Source organism: Streptomyces sp. NPDC127129, assembly GCF_042671585.1.
In the GTDB taxonomy this organism is placed as follows: domain Bacteria; phylum Actinomycetota; class Actinomycetes; order Streptomycetales; family Streptomycetaceae; genus Streptomyces.
In genome coordinates this window covers 81,407-97,479 of record NZ_JBHXTV010000024.1, presented here as the reverse complement: position 1 = coordinate 97,479, position 16,073 = coordinate 81,407, and the positions used below count along the sequence as shown (strand labels likewise).

15 protein-coding genes are annotated in these 16,073 nt (G+C 73.6%); 10 read left to right on the top strand and 5 right to left on the bottom strand.

Annotated features, from left to right (window positions below):
• Positions 1-38: 38 nt before the first annotated feature.
• Both ACFVGW_RS34035 and ACFVGW_RS34030 read left to right on the top strand, forming a co-directional pair.
• Positions 39-1,514, top strand: coding sequence for an SDR family NAD(P)-dependent oxidoreductase (locus ACFVGW_RS34035; protein WP_385854686.1), 1,476 nt, complete (start codon positions 39-41; stop codon positions 1,512-1,514).
• 270 nt (positions 1,515-1,784) lie between these two features.
• The gene (locus tag ACFVGW_RS34030; RefSeq protein WP_352189430.1) at positions 1,785-1,955 is read left to right on the top strand and encodes a hypothetical protein; all 171 of its coding nucleotides are present in this window, start codon (positions 1,785-1,787) and stop codon (positions 1,953-1,955) included.
• 102 nt (positions 1,956-2,057) lie between these two features.
• Here ACFVGW_RS34030 and ACFVGW_RS34025 read toward each other — a convergent pair whose 3' ends face one another.
• The 4 genes from ACFVGW_RS34025 to ACFVGW_RS34010 are packed head-to-tail and all read right to left on the bottom strand — an operon-like array spanning position 2,058 to position 5,174.
• The gene (locus tag ACFVGW_RS34025) at positions 2,058-3,479 is read right to left on the bottom strand and encodes a lipase maturation factor family protein (RefSeq protein WP_385854685.1); all 1,422 of its coding nucleotides are present in this window, start codon (positions 3,477-3,479) and stop codon (positions 2,058-2,060) included.
• A gap of 33 nt (positions 3,480-3,512) precedes the next feature.
• The gene (locus ACFVGW_RS34020) at positions 3,513-3,683 is read right to left on the bottom strand and encodes a hypothetical protein (protein WP_352189451.1); all 171 of its coding nucleotides are present in this window, start codon (positions 3,681-3,683) and stop codon (positions 3,513-3,515) included.
• Positions 3,684-3,735: 52 nt separating this feature from the next.
• Positions 3,736-4,290: a DUF1990 family protein gene (locus tag ACFVGW_RS34015; RefSeq protein ID WP_383220365.1), complete on the bottom strand. Its 555-nt coding sequence runs from the start codon at positions 4,288-4,290 to the stop codon at positions 3,736-3,738.
• Positions 4,278-5,174 carry a YndJ family protein gene (locus ACFVGW_RS34010; protein ID WP_385854684.1) on the bottom strand — a complete coding sequence of 299 codons (897 nt, stop codon included), beginning with the start codon at positions 5,172-5,174 and terminating at the stop codon, positions 4,278-4,280. Before ACFVGW_RS34010 ends, ACFVGW_RS34015 begins: the two co-directional genes overlap by 13 nt.
• Positions 5,175-5,358: 184 nt before the next feature.
• Between ACFVGW_RS34010 and ACFVGW_RS34005 the strand changes: the two genes are divergently transcribed.
• From ACFVGW_RS34005 to ACFVGW_RS33970, 8 genes are all read left to right on the top strand, one after another.
• Positions 5,359-6,558 carry a DUF6777 domain-containing protein gene (locus ACFVGW_RS34005; RefSeq protein ID WP_385854683.1) on the top strand — a complete coding sequence of 400 codons (1,200 nt, stop codon included), beginning with the start codon at positions 5,359-5,361 and terminating at the stop codon, positions 6,556-6,558.
• A 50-nt stretch (positions 6,559-6,608) separates the two neighbouring features.
• A complete protein-coding gene (locus ACFVGW_RS34000; protein WP_385854682.1) occupies positions 6,609-8,714 on the top strand; it encodes a SpoIIE family protein phosphatase in 2,106 nt (701 codons plus the stop codon).
• A gap of 88 nt (positions 8,715-8,802) precedes the next feature.
• Positions 8,803-10,269, top strand: a complete 1,467-nt coding sequence (locus tag ACFVGW_RS33995; RefSeq protein ID WP_385854681.1) for a wax ester/triacylglycerol synthase family O-acyltransferase — start codon at positions 8,803-8,805, stop codon at positions 10,267-10,269.
• A gap of 37 nt (positions 10,270-10,306) precedes the next feature.
• Positions 10,307-11,179, top strand: coding sequence for an Fpg/Nei family DNA glycosylase (locus ACFVGW_RS33990; RefSeq protein ID WP_385854680.1), 873 nt, complete (start codon positions 10,307-10,309; stop codon positions 11,177-11,179).
• A 23-nt stretch (positions 11,180-11,202) separates the two neighbouring features.
• A complete protein-coding gene (locus tag ACFVGW_RS33985; protein WP_385854679.1) occupies positions 11,203-11,955 on the top strand; it encodes a LytR/AlgR family response regulator transcription factor in 753 nt (250 codons plus the stop codon).
• Between the two features lie 243 nt (positions 11,956-12,198).
• Positions 12,199-12,552: a hypothetical protein gene (locus ACFVGW_RS33980; RefSeq protein ID WP_385854707.1), complete on the top strand. Its 354-nt coding sequence runs from the start codon at positions 12,199-12,201 to the stop codon at positions 12,550-12,552.
• A 15-nt stretch (positions 12,553-12,567) separates the two neighbouring features.
• Entirely contained in the window at positions 12,568-14,334 is a 1,767-nt protein-coding gene (locus ACFVGW_RS33975) for a cation acetate symporter (RefSeq protein WP_385854678.1), read from the top strand.
• Positions 14,331-15,554, top strand: a complete 1,224-nt coding sequence (locus tag ACFVGW_RS33970) for a sensor histidine kinase (RefSeq protein ID WP_385854677.1) — start codon at positions 14,331-14,333, stop codon at positions 15,552-15,554. The genes ACFVGW_RS33975 and ACFVGW_RS33970 overlap by 4 nt, the downstream gene beginning before the upstream one ends.
• Here the strand turns inward: ACFVGW_RS33970 and ACFVGW_RS33965 are convergent.
• Positions 15,548-16,045: a hypothetical protein gene (locus tag ACFVGW_RS33965; RefSeq protein WP_352189441.1), complete on the bottom strand. Its 498-nt coding sequence runs from the start codon at positions 16,043-16,045 to the stop codon at positions 15,548-15,550. The two genes, ACFVGW_RS33970 and ACFVGW_RS33965, sit on opposite strands and share 7 nt — an antisense overlap.
• Positions 16,046-16,073: the final 28 nt, after the last annotated feature.

The window sequence follows — 16,073 nt, the reverse complement described above, 5'->3', positions numbered from 1 at the left end:
CGACTGGAACGACCCGCGATCGAGGAACGGCAGAGGCCATGACGGTGACCGAAGAAACCCAGGGGTACGGGCCGGGCATCGACCCCGATCGCCTGGCCGTCTGCCTGAGCGTGCTCGACGAGCTCGACAAGCTGGAGGTCGACCACCCCGACGCGATCGCCGTCCGGCGCGCCACCGCCGGCATCTACCGCACGGTGAAGCAGCGTCGCCGCCAGGAGCGCCGGGCCGCGAAGACCGCGCACGACAAGGCCGTCACGGAGGCCACCGCCACAGGCTCCGCCCAGCGGATCGACGACGAGACCGAGGGCCTGCTGCCCTCCTCCGTCACCGAGGCCGGCGCGATCGCCGGGATACTCCAGCGTCCTCGCTCCTGCTACACCTGCAAGACGCGGTACGTCGAGGTCGACTACTTCTACCACCAGCTCTGCCAGGACTGCGCGACCCTGAACCGCGCCCGTCGTGACGCCCGCACCGACCTCTCGGGGAAGCGCGCGCTGCTCACCGGCGGCCGGGCCAAGATCGGCATGTACATCGCCCTGCGCCTGCTGCGCGACGGCGCCCACACCACGATCACGACCCGCTTCCCCAAGGACGCCATCCGCCGTTTCAAGGCCATGGAGGACTCGGCGGAGTGGATGCACCGGCTGGAGGTCGTCGGCATCGACCTGCGCGACCCCGCGCAGGCGGTCGCCCTGGCCGAGCAGGTCGCCGAGCAGGGCCCGCTGGACATCCTCATCAACAACGCGACGCAGACCGTGCGGCGTCTGCCCTCCGCCTACTCCGCCCTGGTCGAGGGCGAGAGCGCGCCGCTGCCCGCCGGGGAGCTCCCCGCCCACCACGTGATCGGCGCCTTCAACTCCGGCGCGGTGGACGGTCTGACCGCGCTGCCCCTCGGCGTCAGCGGCCTGGACGCGCAGAAGGTCGCCGACCTGGCCCTGGTCGCGGGCAACGCGAGCGTCGAGCGGCACCGTGACGGCAGCGCCATCGACGCGGGCGGCCTGGTTCCGGACGTCGTCGAGACCAACACCTGGGTGCAGACGATCGACCAGATCTCCCCGGTGGAGCTGCTCGAGACCCAGCTCTGCAACTACACCTCGCCGTTCATCCTGATCAGCGCGCTGCGGCCGGTGATGGCCGACGCCGCCAAGAAGGCGGCCAGCGGGCGCGCCTACATCGTCAACGTCTCCGCGATGGAGGGCGTCTTCGGCCGCGGGTACAAGGGTGCCGGGCACCCGAACACCAACGCCGCCAAGGCGGCGATGAACATGGTGACGCGGACCAGCGCCCAGGAGATGTTCCAGAGCGACGGCATCCTCATGACCTCGGTCGACACCGGCTGGATCACCGACGAGCGTCCCCACTTCGACAAGCTGCGGCTCGCCGAGGAGGGCTTCCACGCCCCGCTCGACCTGATCGACGGCGCCGCCCGCGTCTACGACCCCGTGGTGCGCGGCGAGGCGGGCGAGGACCTGTACGGCTGCTTCCTCAAGGACTACGCGCCCGGCAACTGGTAGTCCGCCCGGCCACCCGGCCCGCGTCACCGCGTTAAACCGCTCCAATGTCCGAAATTCACTCGATTGCGTCACACTTCTCAGCCCCATGGAGCGCCGGCGCGCTCATTTGGTTAGTCTGATGCCCACGGTCGACCACCCGGGATTCACCAAATCCTCACGGTCGGCCTGGGGACTGGCCTGCCACCAAGGCCGCGGTCCCGCCCGAAAGCCGGCGCCACCGCGACCGAAACGGCCATGTCCTCATAGGTACGCGACACAAGGGAGTGCGCGGTGACACCAGAACTGACGAAGCAGGAACAGCGACCGGCCGAACGCCCGGAGCGGGCCCACCGCCCCGGCGAGCTGGGAAGCCTCGATGTGTGGGCGCATGCTGCACCGATCCGGCTGGCGGGCTACGAGGACGACCTCGCGGAGCCCCACATCCTGCCCGGTATCGACTGAGTCGTACCGCTTCACCCGTGCCCCCGGACGCCTCCGCGCCCGGGGGCACGGGTCTGCCCGCCGAATCTGCCCGCCCCGTCCTGCCCGGTGGGCAGGGACTGGTCACCGGCGGGCCGTGCTCCCCAGCCCGACCGGCGGCAGGTACTCCCGTACCAGCGTGCGGTGCCACCACGCCCCCGTCTCCCGCAGCTCCCGCCAGGTCGTGAACCGGTAGCGGTAGAGCCGGGCCCGTACGAGGGCCGGGGGCGCGTCGGGGAACGGGTTGTGCCGCAGCAGCCGCAGGGTGTCCCGGTCCCCTTCGAGCAGTCGCTCCACGAACGGCCCGAACCAGTCACGGGCGTACACGGGAGAGAGCGCCGCGAACCACATCAGCCAGTCGAGCCGCAGATGGTACGGAGCGAACTGGCGCGGCACCCTCCGTGGGTCCCCGGGCTTGCCCTTGAAGCCGTACTCCTTCCACACCGTGCCCGCGTGCGGCACTCGCTCGTCGGTGCCCTCGACGACGATCTCGTCCCGGATCCGGCCGACCGTGCCGAAGGCGCCGTACGAGTTGACCAGGTGGAACGGGTCGTACGAGCGGTTCATCGCCTGGCGCCGGGAGAGCAGGTTGCGCGCCGGCCGGTAGCTGCGGACCAGGACCAGGGCGGTCACGGCGGCGACCACGGCCACGTACCAGACCGGCGGGTCGGGCTGGGGGTGGTCGCCCACCAGGAGCGAGCCGTCCACCGCGGAGAGCGCGAGGACGATCGTCAGCCAGTTCAGCCAGGCGAAGTTCCCCGAGAGCACCAGCCACAGCTGGGTCGCCACCATCAGGCCGGCGGCGACCGTCGCCACCGGCTGCGGGGTGAAGAGCAGCACCGGGACCAGCAGCTGGACGAGGTGGTTGGCGGCCACCTCGGCGCGGTGCAGCGGGCGGGGCAGACGGTGGAAGAACCAGCTCAGCGGACCGGGCATCGGCTGGGTCTCGTGGTGGAAGTAGAGGCAGGTCAGGTTCCGCCAGCAGCGGTCACCGCGGATCTTGATGAGCCCCGCGCCGAACTCGACGCGGAACAGCAGCCAGCGCAGCAGCAACAGGACGAGGACGGGCGGTGCGGTCTCGTCGTTGCCCAGGAAGACCGCGAGGAAGCCGGCTTCGAGGAGCAGCGACTCCCAGCCGAAGCCGTACCAGGTCTGACCGACGTTGACGATCGAGAGGTACAGGGCCCAGAGCACCGCCCAGCAGAGCATGGAGACGGCGAGCGGTACGGCGTCGCCCGCGCCCGCCACCAGGGCGAGGGCCAGGGCGGCGCCGGTCCAGGCGACCGCGGCGAACAGCCGGTCCGAGTAGCGCCAGTGGAAGAGGCTGGGGGTCCGGCGCGGCTCCACCCGGCGCAGATACTCCGGTACGGGCAGCATGCCGCGCTCGCCGATGAGGGCACGGAACTGGAGAGCGGCCGACAGGAAGGCCACGACGTAGAGGCCCGCGAGCCCCCGCTGGAAGACGATCCGGCTCAGCCAGTAGTCCGGTGCGGTGAACCACTCCATCGCTTCCAGTATCGGCGCTGTCCGGAGCGGACGTCAGCCCTTCTCGTCCTCGTCCTGGCTGCGCATGCCCTCCGCCTGGGACGGAGTGGTGCGGGCCGTCGCAGGGTGCCGGTGGTCCCGCTGGAGCGCGTCCATGTCCTCTTCGAGCCGCTCGCCCTCGGCCTGCGAGGGAGTGCTGTACATGTCGTACTGGTCCTGGCCCACGGCAGCCTCCCGGGTCGGAACATCTGCCTACAAGGGGAGCGTAACCCCGGTGTCATCCCGTGGCGCGCCCCGCGACGACGCGTTCGAGCGTGCGGCCGAGACGGCGTGCGTAGGCCCGCTGGAGGGCGGGGACGAGGGGACCGGCGAGGCGCGTGTACCAGGCGGCTGGGCGGCTGAAGGCGAGGACCGTGAACCAGACCGTCCCGTCGGGATGGAGGTCGACGACGAAGGACTCCTCGCCGCTCTCGGGGTGTCCGGCGCGGGTGCCGTACGCGAAGCCGATGCGGTCCCGCTCGTACGCCGTCCAGATCACCTCGCAGGGTGCGCCGAGGCGGACGGGCCCGGCGCCGACCGAGACCTCGACGAAGGCGCCGGGCTCGGCGCGGACTGCGCGGCTGCGGACCCGGGCGCCCGAGGCGCGGTGCATCCGCCAGGTCGTGACCGCGGCCCCGGCGCTCTCGAAGGCGTCCCGGCCCCGGCCGACGCGGACCGTGTGGTGAAGGTGGTGGTACCCGCCGGGGAGGACGTCGCGCGCGGTGGCGCCGACCTCGCGATAGTTCAGGGGGGCGGCGGCCGGAGTGGCGAGGTCGCGTATCAGACGGGCCATGGTGCGGTCTCCTTCGAGGGGGCGGTCGCCCGCAGGCGGCGCCAGGCGAGCAGCGAGCAGAGTGCGAAACCGAGGGCGTTGCCCAGGCCGTGGGTCGCGGCCATCCAGGTCAGGTCCGGGTGGGGGAGCCCGGTGGCTTCGCCGAGTGCCCAGCTGAGGGCGAGCAGCATGGTCGCCACCAGGACGACGGCAGAGACGGCGAGGAGGCCGCGGGTGACCCGGTCGGGGGCGCCGGTCCGCAGGTCACGCCAGGTGGTCAGGGCGACGGCCCACATCCCGGCGGTGAGGACGAGGGCCCCGGCGAGTTCGGCCCAGTCGTCGACGAAGTAGCCGGCCAGGACCAGCAGGGTGCCGAGCGGGACGCTGAGCGCCGCGAAGCGCGTGGCGGGTCCGTCGGACGTACGGCAGACCAGGCCGGCCACGAGGGCGGCGGCGAAGCCCGCGAAGTGGAAGTGGGGCACGGTCAGGGCCAGGATGCCGAGGTCGAAGCCCAGCAGCTCGTGGCCCGCCCGTTCGGCGACGAGGGCGAGGCCGGCCACCGACGGGGTCACGAGCGCGGTGGACACGGCGACCTCCGAGGGGGCGAGGGGGCGGAGAGCGCCGGGCGGCGGACCTCCGGTGGACGGCGGGCGGAGGAGCGCCGCGAGCCGGACCGGGGCGCAGAGCGCCAGCGCGAGCGTGGCCAGCGCGTAGACGGCGGCGAGCGCGGCGGCGGCGGGGGAGCGGGGGAGCCAGAGGGCCACCGCTCCGGGCAGGGCGAGCAGGGGCCAGGCGCGCCGGAGCAGGAGGAGACCGCGTGGCCGGGGGCCGTCGATGAGTCCGAGACCGGCCGGGACGATGACGAACATGCCCAGCATCACGATGAGGCCGACCAGCACGGACATGGGTTCAACCCCCTGATTGAACGCGTTCAAACCTGCTGGACCAGAGACTAGGGCCTAACTTGAACGCGTTCAAGTCCCTGTTCCGGCCGTCTTCCCCCGCTTGGCCCCGCCCCGCTTGCCGCCGATGCCCCCGTGCGACAGACATGAAGGAATGTCCCGGGGTGGAAAGAGGCGGGAGAACCACGTGCGCTCACCCATACGCCGGTCGTCACGGCCCCACGTCACCGCACCGGCCGTCGGCGTGCTGGCCGCGGCGCTGGTCCTCGCGGGCTGCTCGGCCGGCGGCGGCGCGGGCGAGGGCGGTGCCGCTTCGGAGCGGACCGCCGCCACCTCCCAGGAGGTCTTCCTGCAGCCGGTCGCCGACCAGGGCCCCGAACCGTTCACCGCCTCCACGGCCAGGGCAGGCGTCCTGTCCCCGGCCGCGACGGCTCCGCCCGGCACCTCCACGGGCGGAACGGTCCGCGAGGTCACGGGATCCACCCCCGGGCTCTACGGCGGCACCCGGCAGGTCGCCAGCTGCGACGTCGAGCGGCAGGTCGTCCTCCTCGCCCGCGACCGGGAAAGGACCCGGGCCTTCGCCGAATCGGCGGGCGTCCCCGACGCCGGTGTCGCCGGCTGGCTGCGCGGCCTCACCCCCGTCGTCCTGCGCGCCGACACCCGCGTCACCAACCACGGCTACCGCGACGGAGGCGCCGTCGCGTACCAGTCCGTCCTCCAGGCCGGCACCGCGGTCCTCGTCGACCAATACGGCGCGCCGCGCGTGCGCTGCGCCTGCGGAAACCCGCTGCGCTCGCCGGTCGCCGCCCAGGGCGCCACCCACCGGGGGCAGCCCTGGCCGGGCTACCACCCCGACCACGTTGTGGTCGTCCGGCCGACGACGACGGTCGTCACCAGCCTGGTCATCGTGAACACCGTCGACAGCACCTGGATCGAGCGGAAGACAGGCACCGACGGCGAGCGGGACACCCACCCGGCCGTGGTCCCGACCTGCGACCCCGCCGCGTGCGACCTCACCGGAACGCCGCCCCCCGTGCCGTCCCCCTCGGTCACGGACGGCTCGCCGGAGCCCGACCGCGGCGAGCCGACGCGCCCCGACGGCCCCACCCCGCCCGGGGACGTCTCCCCGCCCGCGCCGCCGGCGACCGAGTGCCCCTCGCCGGACCCGTATCCGGACGGCACGCCGGACACGGCGTCCCCCGACGCCAGCTCCCCGGACGCCGGCTCCCCGGACCCGTCGATCCCGCCCGGATGCCCGACCCCGACCCGGCCGGAACCGCCCGTGGACCCGCAGCCCGAGCCGGATCCCGAGTCCGACGCGCCCTCCTTCGAGGACCTGTTCCCGGTGGAGACGGCGCCCCAGCAGCCGGAGACCTTCGAGGGCTGAGGGGTGATCTCCGCCGTGCGAGCGGCCGGGGCTGCGCCTAGCGTGGCCACATGAGCGCGGGTAGCGGGGGCGACGAGCCGACGGAGCCCTGTCGCTGCGAATCGGGCACGGGCGGTGTGACGTGCTGCTTCCTCCGTGACTACGGCCGGGCGTTCCGTATGGGCAGCTTCGACTGGGATCTCGTCGCGGGCCTGATGACCATGGACGAGGGCGCCCTGCGGGTCTTCGACATACGCCGCGACGAGTACGACGACCACCCCGCCACCCTCTCCTCCCGCGTGGGGCCCGACGAGGGCAGGCTGCTCGACACCCTCGTCTCCCACGCGCTGAAGGACGGAAGCGACCACTACGGCGCCTACTTCCGCGTCCGCACCCGGAACGGCATGCCCCGCTGGACGCACACCGAGGGGGAGATCCTGCGGGACGGGACCGGCCGTCCCGTCAGGATCGTCGGTATCGTCCGGGACGCCTCGGAGGAGGTCAGCGAGCAGGCCGCCCGGCTCGGTCTGGACGAGGGCCGGCGCGAACGCACCAGCGTCGTGGAGTCCACCACGGCCGCCCTCGCCCACGCCCGGACGGTGCAGGACGTCATCGACCTCCTCAACGACTCGCACGGCCTGGAGTCCTTCGGTGCCACCAGCCTGGTCATGGGGCTCATGGAGGCCGGCCGGATCCACCTCGTCGCCGAGGGTCCCCAGGGCGCCTTCGTGCCCGGCACCCGGTTCACCCGGGTGGACGAGCCGTACCCGATGGGCGAGGTGATCCGGACCCTCAGGCCCCGGTTCATCGAGTCGCCGGAGGACTTCGCCGCGTCGTACCCGATCCTGTGGCCCCACATCAGCGGGCTCGGCATCACCTCGGCGGCCTACCTCCCGCTGATCGCCCAGGCCCGGCCGATCGGCGCGCTGGGGCTGCTCTACAGCGACCGGACCGGCTTCAGCCCCGACGAACGCAACCTGCTGGTGGCGCTCGGCAGCAGCATCGCGCAGAGCCTCCAGCGCGCCATGCTCTACGAGCAGGAGCACGACCTGGCCGAGGGGCTCCAGCAGGCGATGCTGCCGCGCCGCATCCCCGACGTGCCCGGTGCCCAGATAGAGGTCCGCTACCGCTCGGCACGCCTCGGCCGGGACATCGGCGGCGACTGGTACGACGTCATCCCGCTGCCCGGCGGCCGGGTCGGCGCCGTGATCGGAGACGTCCAGGGGCACGACACCCACGCCGCCGCCGTGATGGGGCAGCTGCGGATCGTGCTGCGCGCCTACGCGGCCGAGGGCCACACGCCCACGACCGTGATGGCCAGGGCCTCGGTCTTCCTCCACGAGCTGGACACCGACCGCTTCGCCACCTGCACGTACGTGGAGGCGGACCTCACCACCGGCGCCATGCAGGTCGTCCGCGCCGGCCATGTCGACCCGCTGCTCCAGGACACCGACGGAAGCTGCCGTCGGCTGCCCGTCGACGGCGGGCTGCCACTGGGCCTCTCGGCCGAGTTCGACCGGCTCGACTACCCGTCGACGACGCTGGGGCTGGCCCCGGGACAGACACTGCTGCTGTACACCGACGGGATGGTCGAGAAGCCCGGCTCCGACCTCGACGACGGGCTGCGGTGGCTGTCCTCGCTGGTCCAGGAGGGACCGCGCGACCTCCAGCCCCTCGCCGACCACCTCTGCGAGGTCGTGGACGAGCGGGGCGGCGAGGACGACATGGCGCTTCTGCTGCTGCGGCGGCAGGGGGCGTACTTCCCGCAGTCGGGCGGCCGGCTCCAGCAGCACGTGGCGCAGAGCGACCCGGAGGCGCTGCGGTCGGCCCGGCACATGATCCGCGCGGCCGTACGGGCCTGGGGAGCGGGGGAGCGCTCGGACGAGATCGAGCTGGCCGCCGACGAGCTGATCACCAACGCGCTGATGCACACCGACGGCGGAGCGATCGTGACCCTGCGCATGCTGGCGGGCCCGGAACGGCGCCTGCGGGTGGAGGTGGAGGACCGTTCCAGCGCCCTGCCCCGGCGCCGGGAGGCCGGCGAGGCGGGCGTCTCCGGGCGGGGTCTGATGCTCGTGGACCGCATCTCGGACGTCTGGGGCGTCGAATCGCGAGGCAGCGGCAAGTGCGTCTGGTGCGAATTCATTGTTAACTCTGCGTACATAGATCGTACTTGACCGTAACGGACCGCACGCGATTGACTGCGGTGTCCGCCGCCCTGGTTTCCGCCACCCGGTTTCCGCCACATGAGGACATGGGGATCTCTTGAGCAGTCAGCTTCTGGCACCTCTCGATCTGGCTTTCTGGCATCTCGAATCCGCCGACCACCCCATGCACCTGGGCGCCCTCGCGCACTTCGGCCCGCTCCCCGGCGACGGCGACCCGTCCGCGGTCCTCGACCTCCTCGGGGACCGCGCCGCCGCCATCCCGCGTCTGCGGATGAGGGTCCGCGACGTCCTGCTGCCCGTCGGCGGCGCCGCCTGGGCCACCGACAAGCACTTCGACGTACGACGTCACGTGCGGGAGATCGCGCTCCCCGGCGCCGACTTCGGCGCCGAGACCGCCCGGCTGGCCGGCGAGCTGATGGAACGGCCGGTCGAACGCGGGCTGCCGCCCTGGGAGATGTACCTGCTCACCGGCGCGCCCGACGGCTCCTTCGCCGTCCTCGTCAAGCTCCACCACGCCCTCGCCGACGGCATGCGGGCCGTCGCCATCGGCGCCGGGATCTTCGACGAGATCGCCGCCCTCGCCCGCCGTGCCGGACGGAAGGGGGCAGGCACCCGGGGCGAGAGCCCGGACGGGCGGCGGCGTCCCGCCGCCGTACCGCCGCGCTCCTGGCTCCCCGGTCCCGGCAGGATCGTGGGCGCCGCCCGCGAGCGCATCGGCGACCTCGGCAGGGCCGTCGAGGTCGGCGCCTCCGTCGTAGGCGCCTCCGTCGCCCGGGCCGGCCGGCTCGACCCGCCTGCCACGGCCGCCCTCGCCGCCGACTCCAGCGGCACCCGCCGGGTCGCCACGGCCGTCCTCGACCTGGAGCGCGTCCACCGGATCCGCCGGGCCTCGGGCGGCACCGCCAACGACGTCCTGCTCGCCCTGGTCGCCGGAGCCCTGCGCCGCTGGCTCGACGAGCGCGGCGAACCGCTCCCCGGCGCCGACCCGCGCGCCCTGGTCCCCGTCTCGCGCCGACGGCCCGGATCCCCCGCCGCCTCCGGCAACAGCCTCTCCGCCTACCTCCTCAGCCTGCCGGTCACCGAGCCCGACCCCTCCGTCCGGCTCGCCGAGGTGCGCCGGGCCATGGACCGCAACAAGGCCGTCGGGCCACTGCGGGGCGCCGGTGCCGTGGCCGTCCTCGCCGACCAACTGCCTCCGCTCGCCCACCGCTTCGGCGCGCCGCTGGCCTCCGGAGCGGCGCGGCTCCTCTTCGACGTCCTGGTCACCAACGTGCCGCTGCCCCGCTCGGCCCTCTCCCTCGGCGGAGCACCCCTGCGCACCCTCTTCCCGATGGCCCCGCTCGCCCGCGGCCAGGCGCTCGCCGTCGCCATGTCCCCGTACGGCGGCCGCGTCCATGTCGGCCTGGTCGCCGACGGCAAGGCCGTCCCCGACCTCGACGCGCTGGCCACCGCGCTCTCCGCCGAACTCGACCTCCTCGACGGAGCCGGCGTCCCCGACGGGCCCGGCCATCCCGACGGGCCCGGCCTCCCCGACGGGCCCGGCCTTCTCGACGGAGCCGGCTGAACGCGCGGCCGGACGGTGGCTGCGGCAGGGTGGAGCCATGCCCGAACTGCCCGAGGTGGAAGCCCTGCGAGAGTTCCTCGACGAGCACCTGGTGGGCAAGGAGATCGCCCGCGCCCTGCCCGTCGCGATCAGCGTGCTCAAGACGTACGACCCGCCCCTGAGCGCCGTCGAGGGCGCCACCGTGACCGGGGTCGCCCGGCACGGCAAGTTCCTGGACATCGCCACCGACGGCGCCGCGGGGCGGCTCCACCTCCTGGTCCATCTGGCGCGCGCGGGCTGGCTCCAGTGGAAGGACCCCCTGCCCTCAGGCGTCCCCCGCCCCGGCAAGGGACCGCTCGCCCTGCGGACCGCGCTCACCGGAGGCGACGGCTTCGACCTCACCGAGGCGGGCACCACCAAGCGCCTCGCCGTCCACCTGGTCAGGGACCCCCAGGACGTGCCCGGCGTCGCCCGGCTGGGCCCCGACCCGCTCGCGGACGAGTTCGACCTCGCCGCCTTCGCCGCCCTGATCACCGGGGAGCGGCGCCGGCTCAAGGGCGCCCTGCGCGACCAGAGCCTGATCGCCGGGATCGGCAACGCCTACAGCGACGAGATCCTGCACGTGGCGAAGATGTCGCCCTTCAAACCGACCCAGAACCTGACCGAGGACGAGACCGCCGCCCTCTACGAGGCGATGCGGACCACGCTGCGCGAGGCCGTCGAGCGCTCCCACGGAGTCGCGGCCGGCAAGCTCAAGGCCGAGAAGAAGAGCGGGCTCCGGGTCCACGGCAGGACCGGCGAACCGTGCCCGGTCTGCGGGGCCACCATCCGCGAGGTCTCGTACCGGGACTCCTCGCTCCAGTACTGCCCCACCTGCCAGACCGGCGGCGCCCCTCTCGCCGACCGCCGGACGTCCAGATTCCTCAAATAGCGACACCCCTTAGACTCCGCCGCATGCTGCGCGTACTGGCCGTCGACGACGAAGAGCCGGCCCTCGGGGAACTGCTCTACCTTCTCCGTGCCGACCCGCGGATCCGCAGCGCCGAGGGGGCGACGGACGCCACCGGGGCCCTGCGCAGGATCGGGCGGGCGCTGGAGGCCGGGCCCGACGGGGACGAGGCCATCGACGTCGTCTTCCTCGACATCCACATGGCGGGGCTCACCGGCCTCGACCTCGCCCGGCTGCTCGCCGGCTTCGCCCGGCCGCCGCTGATCGTCTTCGTCACGGCGCACGAGGGGTTCGCGGTGCAGGCCTTCGACCTCAAGGCCGTGGACTACGTCCTCAAGCCGGTGCGGCGCGAGCGGCTCGCCGAGGCGGTCCGCCGCGTCCGCGAGCTGGTGCACGCCCCCGCGTCCCCCGCCGCCGTCGCGGCCCCCGAGCAGATACCCGTCGAACTCGGCGGGGTCACCCGGTTCGTGGCCGTCGACGACATCGCCTATGCCGAGGCCCAGGGCGACTACGCGCGCCTGCACACCGACGAGGGCAGCCACCTCGTCCGCATCCCGCTCTCCACCCTGGAGGAGCGCTGGGCCGCCCGTGGCTTCGTCCGGATCCACCGCAGCCACCTCGTCGCGCTCGCCCGCATCGACGAACTCCGGCTCGACGGCGGTGCCACGTCCGTCCGGCTCGGCTCCACCGAACTCGCCGTGAGCCGCCGCCACGCCCGCCAGCTGCGCGACCTCCTCATGCGCCGGGCCGGCGGCTGACCCGTGCGCCGTCACGGCGGGCGGGCGCCCGGCCTCCGTCGTCCGCCTGCGCCGCCGCCTCTACCGTGCGTGAACACCGCTGCGTAGACTCCGTGCACTCCACAGCCCCTGCGAGGTCGACCCATGCCGGAGCGGACACCGACGTCCGAGGAACCACCGCCGCGCCGGCCCCGGCGCGAGACGGTCACACGCGCCTCCGCGCTCCGTGACGGCGGACCGCCCGGGCAGCGCGTCCCCGGCCATGTGTCCCCCAGCCTCCGGCAGCGCGTCCCCAGCCACGCGTCCCCCAGCCTCCGGCCGGGGGGACCCCCACCTCGCTCCGCTCGCTCGGAGATCAGGGAGCAGACCACCCTCGGGCACACGTACGTCCGCTCCCTCATGCGGAGCCAGCTCCGGGCCGCCCTCACCGCGCTCGGTGCGCTGGCCCTCTGCGTCGGACCGCTCCCCCTGCTGCTCGCGCTCCCCGCGCCCGAGGCCTTCGTCTGGATCGCCCTCGGCGTCGGCGTGTACCCGGTCATCTGGGCCGTCGCCCACTGGTACGTCCGCAGGGCCGAGCGCAACGAACGCGACTTCACCGGCCTCGTCGAGGGCCGCTGAGCGCGGGGGCCGGACGTGAACCACACCTACGCGGTGGCCGCCGTCACCGCCGTCGTCCTGGCGACCGTGCTCATCGGCGCCCTCGGCCTGCGGATATCCCGTACGACCTCCGACTTCTACGTCGCCTCGCGCACCGTACGGCCCGGTCTCAACGCCGCCGCCATCAGCGGCGAGTACCTGTCCGCCGCCTCCTTCCTCGGCATCGCGGGCCTCGTCCTCGTCCAGGGCCCGGACATGCTCTGGTACCCCGTCGGCTACACCGCCGGCTATCTGGTCCTGCTCGTCCTCGTCGCCGCCCCGCTGCGCCGCTCGGGGGCGTACACGCTCTCCGACTTCGCCGAGGCCCGGCTCGAGTCCCCGCCCGCCCGCCGGCTCGCGAGCCTGCTCGTCGTCGGCATCGGCTGGCTCTATCTGCTCCCGCAACTCCAGGGCGCGGGCCTCACCCTGGAGATCCTCACCGGGGCACCCGACTGGGTCGGCGGCCTCCTCGTCGCCCTCGTCGTCACCGGCATCGTCGCCGCAGGCGGCATGCGCAGCATCACCTTCGTCCAGGCCTTCCAGTACTGGCTGAAGCTCACCGCCCTGCTCGTGCCCACCCTCTTCCTGACCGCGGCCTGGTTCGGCGACGACGCGCCGCGCGTCCGCTTCGACGCCCCGGCCGTCTTCCGCGAGCACACCACCGTGAAGGTCGCCGACACCGTACGGATCGAGCTCGACGCCCCGCTCACGCTGACCGTCACCGGACGTGTCGACGGCCTCCCGTACGACGGCGGGTCCGTCACCCTGGACGAGGGCGCCCACCGCGTGGACGGCGGCACCGAACTCGCCTTCCCCCAGGGCGCGCCCGTCCCCGCCCGGTCCTCCACCGGAGCCGATCCCCTCGGCTGGTCCCAGCCGCTGGCCGGCGGGCGCGACGGCCACCAGCTCTACGCCACGTACGGGCTGATCCTCGCCACCTTCCTGGGCACCATGGGACTGCCGCACGTCGCGGTCCGCTTCTACACCAGCCCCCACGGCCGGGCGGCGCGCCGCACCACGCTCGTCGTCCTCGGACTCGTCGGCGCGTTCTACCTGCTGCCACCGGTCTACGGCGCGCTCGGCCGGATCTACGCCCCCGAACTGGCGCTCACCGGAGCCGCCGACGCCGCCGTCCTCGTGCTGCCCGAGCGGATGCTCGGCGGAGTGCTCGGCGACCTCCTCGGCGCGCTGCTCGCGGGCGGGGCCTTCGCCGCCTTCCTCTCCACCGCCTCCGGGCTGACGATGGCGGTCGCCGGGGTCCTCACCCAGGACGTGCTCCCCTCGCGGGGGGTACGGCACTTCCGGCTCGCCACCCTGCTCGCCACCGCCGTACCGCTGACCGCCGGGGTCTTCGCCTCGAAGGTTCCGGTCGCGGACGCGGTCGGCCTCGCGTTCGCGGTCTCCGCCTCCTCCTTCTGTCCGCTGCTCGTCCTCGGCATCTGGTGGCGCCGGCTCACTCCGCCGGGAGCCATGGCCGGGCTCGTGCTCGGCGGCGGCTCCGCGCTCACGGCGGTGATGGCGACCCGCGCCGGCCTGCCGGACGAGGGCTGGCCGCACACCCTGATGGCCTGGCCGGCGGTCTGGTCGGTGCCGTTGGGGTTCCTCACGATGATCCTGGTGTCGCTGGCCACCGCCCGGCACATCCCGGCGGGCACCCCGGCGCTCCTGGCGCGGCTGCACCTGCCGGAGGAGCTGACGGCCCGTCGCGAGCCGGTGCGTCACGAGCCGCGCCCCGAGCGCGGGGCGAGGGGTGCCGAGCGGTGAGCGGGATCGCGCTCGCCGCCTCCGCCGCCGTCGGAGCCGTGCTCCTCGCCGTCGGCTTCGCCCTCGGGCGGCTCGCCGCCCGCCGCGGAGACCGGGCGGCCGACCTCGATCTCGGCACCCCCGTCGAGCGGGCGACCTTCACCACCCTGCACACCGCCTCACTCGCCGCCCCGCCGCTGCGCGCCGGCCTCACCGAGGACACCGCGCGCAGGGCCGCCCGGCACCTGCGCTCGCTCCTCGGCACGGAGGCGCTCTGCCTGACCGACCGGTCCGACGTGCTGGCCTGGGACGGGCCGGGCGAGAGCCACCACCGCGCGCACGTCATGGAGCAGGTCGCCGGGATCCTGGGCTCGGGGCGCAGCCTCTCCGCGCACACCGGCTGTGCCGATGCCGACTGCCCGCTGCGCTGGACGGTGATCGCCCCGCTCACCGGGGAGGACGGCGTCCTCGGCGCGCTCGTCGCCTACGGCTCGCGGGAGTCGGCGGTGCTGGTACGGGCCGCCACGGAGGTCGCGCGCTGGGTCTCCGTCCAGCTCGAACTGGCCGAGCTCGACCGGTCGCGGACCAGGATCGTGGAGGCCGAGATCCGGGCTCTGCGCGCCCAGATCTCCCCGCACTTCATCTTCAACTCCCTCGCCGCCATCGCCTCGTTCGTACGGACCGACCCCGAACGCGCACGGGAACTGCTCCTGGAGTTCGCCGACTTCACCCGGTACTCCTTCCGCAGGCACGGCGAGTTCGCCCAGCTCGCCGACGAACTGCGCGCGATCGAGCAGTACTTGGCGCTCGCCGGCGCCCGTTTCGGCGACCGTCTCAAGGTCACCCTGCAGATCGCGCCCGAGGTGCTTCCGGTGGCGCTGCCGTTCCTCTGCCTCCAGCCGCTCGTGGAGAACGCCGTGAAGCACGGCCTGGAGGACAGCGTGAACATCTGCCGGGTCACGATCGCGGCCCGTGACGCGGGCGCGGAGGCGGTGGTCGTGATCGAGGACGACGGTGTGGGCATGGACCCGGACGTGCTGCGCGCGATCCTGCTGGGGGAGCGGCCCACCGGTTCGGGCATCGGCCTGTCCAACGTCGACGAGCGGCTGCGCCAGGTGTACGGAGCGGAGCACGGACTCGTCATCGAGACCGGGGTCGGCGCGGGGATGAAGGTGACGGTTCGGATCCCCAAGTACCGCCCCGGGGTGCATCCGACGGCCCCCTACCCCTCCGATCAGTAGAGGTGCAGGGCCAGATGGCCGAGCGGCAGCCCCAACTGCCAGGCTGGCAGCCACACGTGCGCCGACTCGTCGACGTGGAGGCGGCCGAGCCCGGCCGGCGGCAGACCGCCGAGGTCGGCCGCCCGCACCGTCGTCGCCTCCAGGATGCGCCAGGTCTCGCGGGCCATGGCGAGGTCCGGGCCCTCGTCGCCCGCGTGCGTCCGCTCGGCGAGCCGTGCGCGGACCCACTGCGGCCAGGGATGGTCGTAGGCGGTCCTGGACAGCCATTCGTCGAGCCGGCCCGCTGACCGGGCTCCGCCCAAAGCCCCGTCCCCCTCGCAGAGATGGATGGTGAGCGCGAGCGTCTGGCGCCCGGCCCGGTACTCCAGAGTTCCGGGCGCGACCAGACAGCCGGCGCGCAGCAGGTCGTCGGCTATGAACTCGGCACACAGCCACGCCATCGGGACGGCCAGTCCGCCCCCGCTGGTGCCGTTCGTACTCTCGGGCAGCAACGCTCCCACCTTCTCCCGGACATGTCGG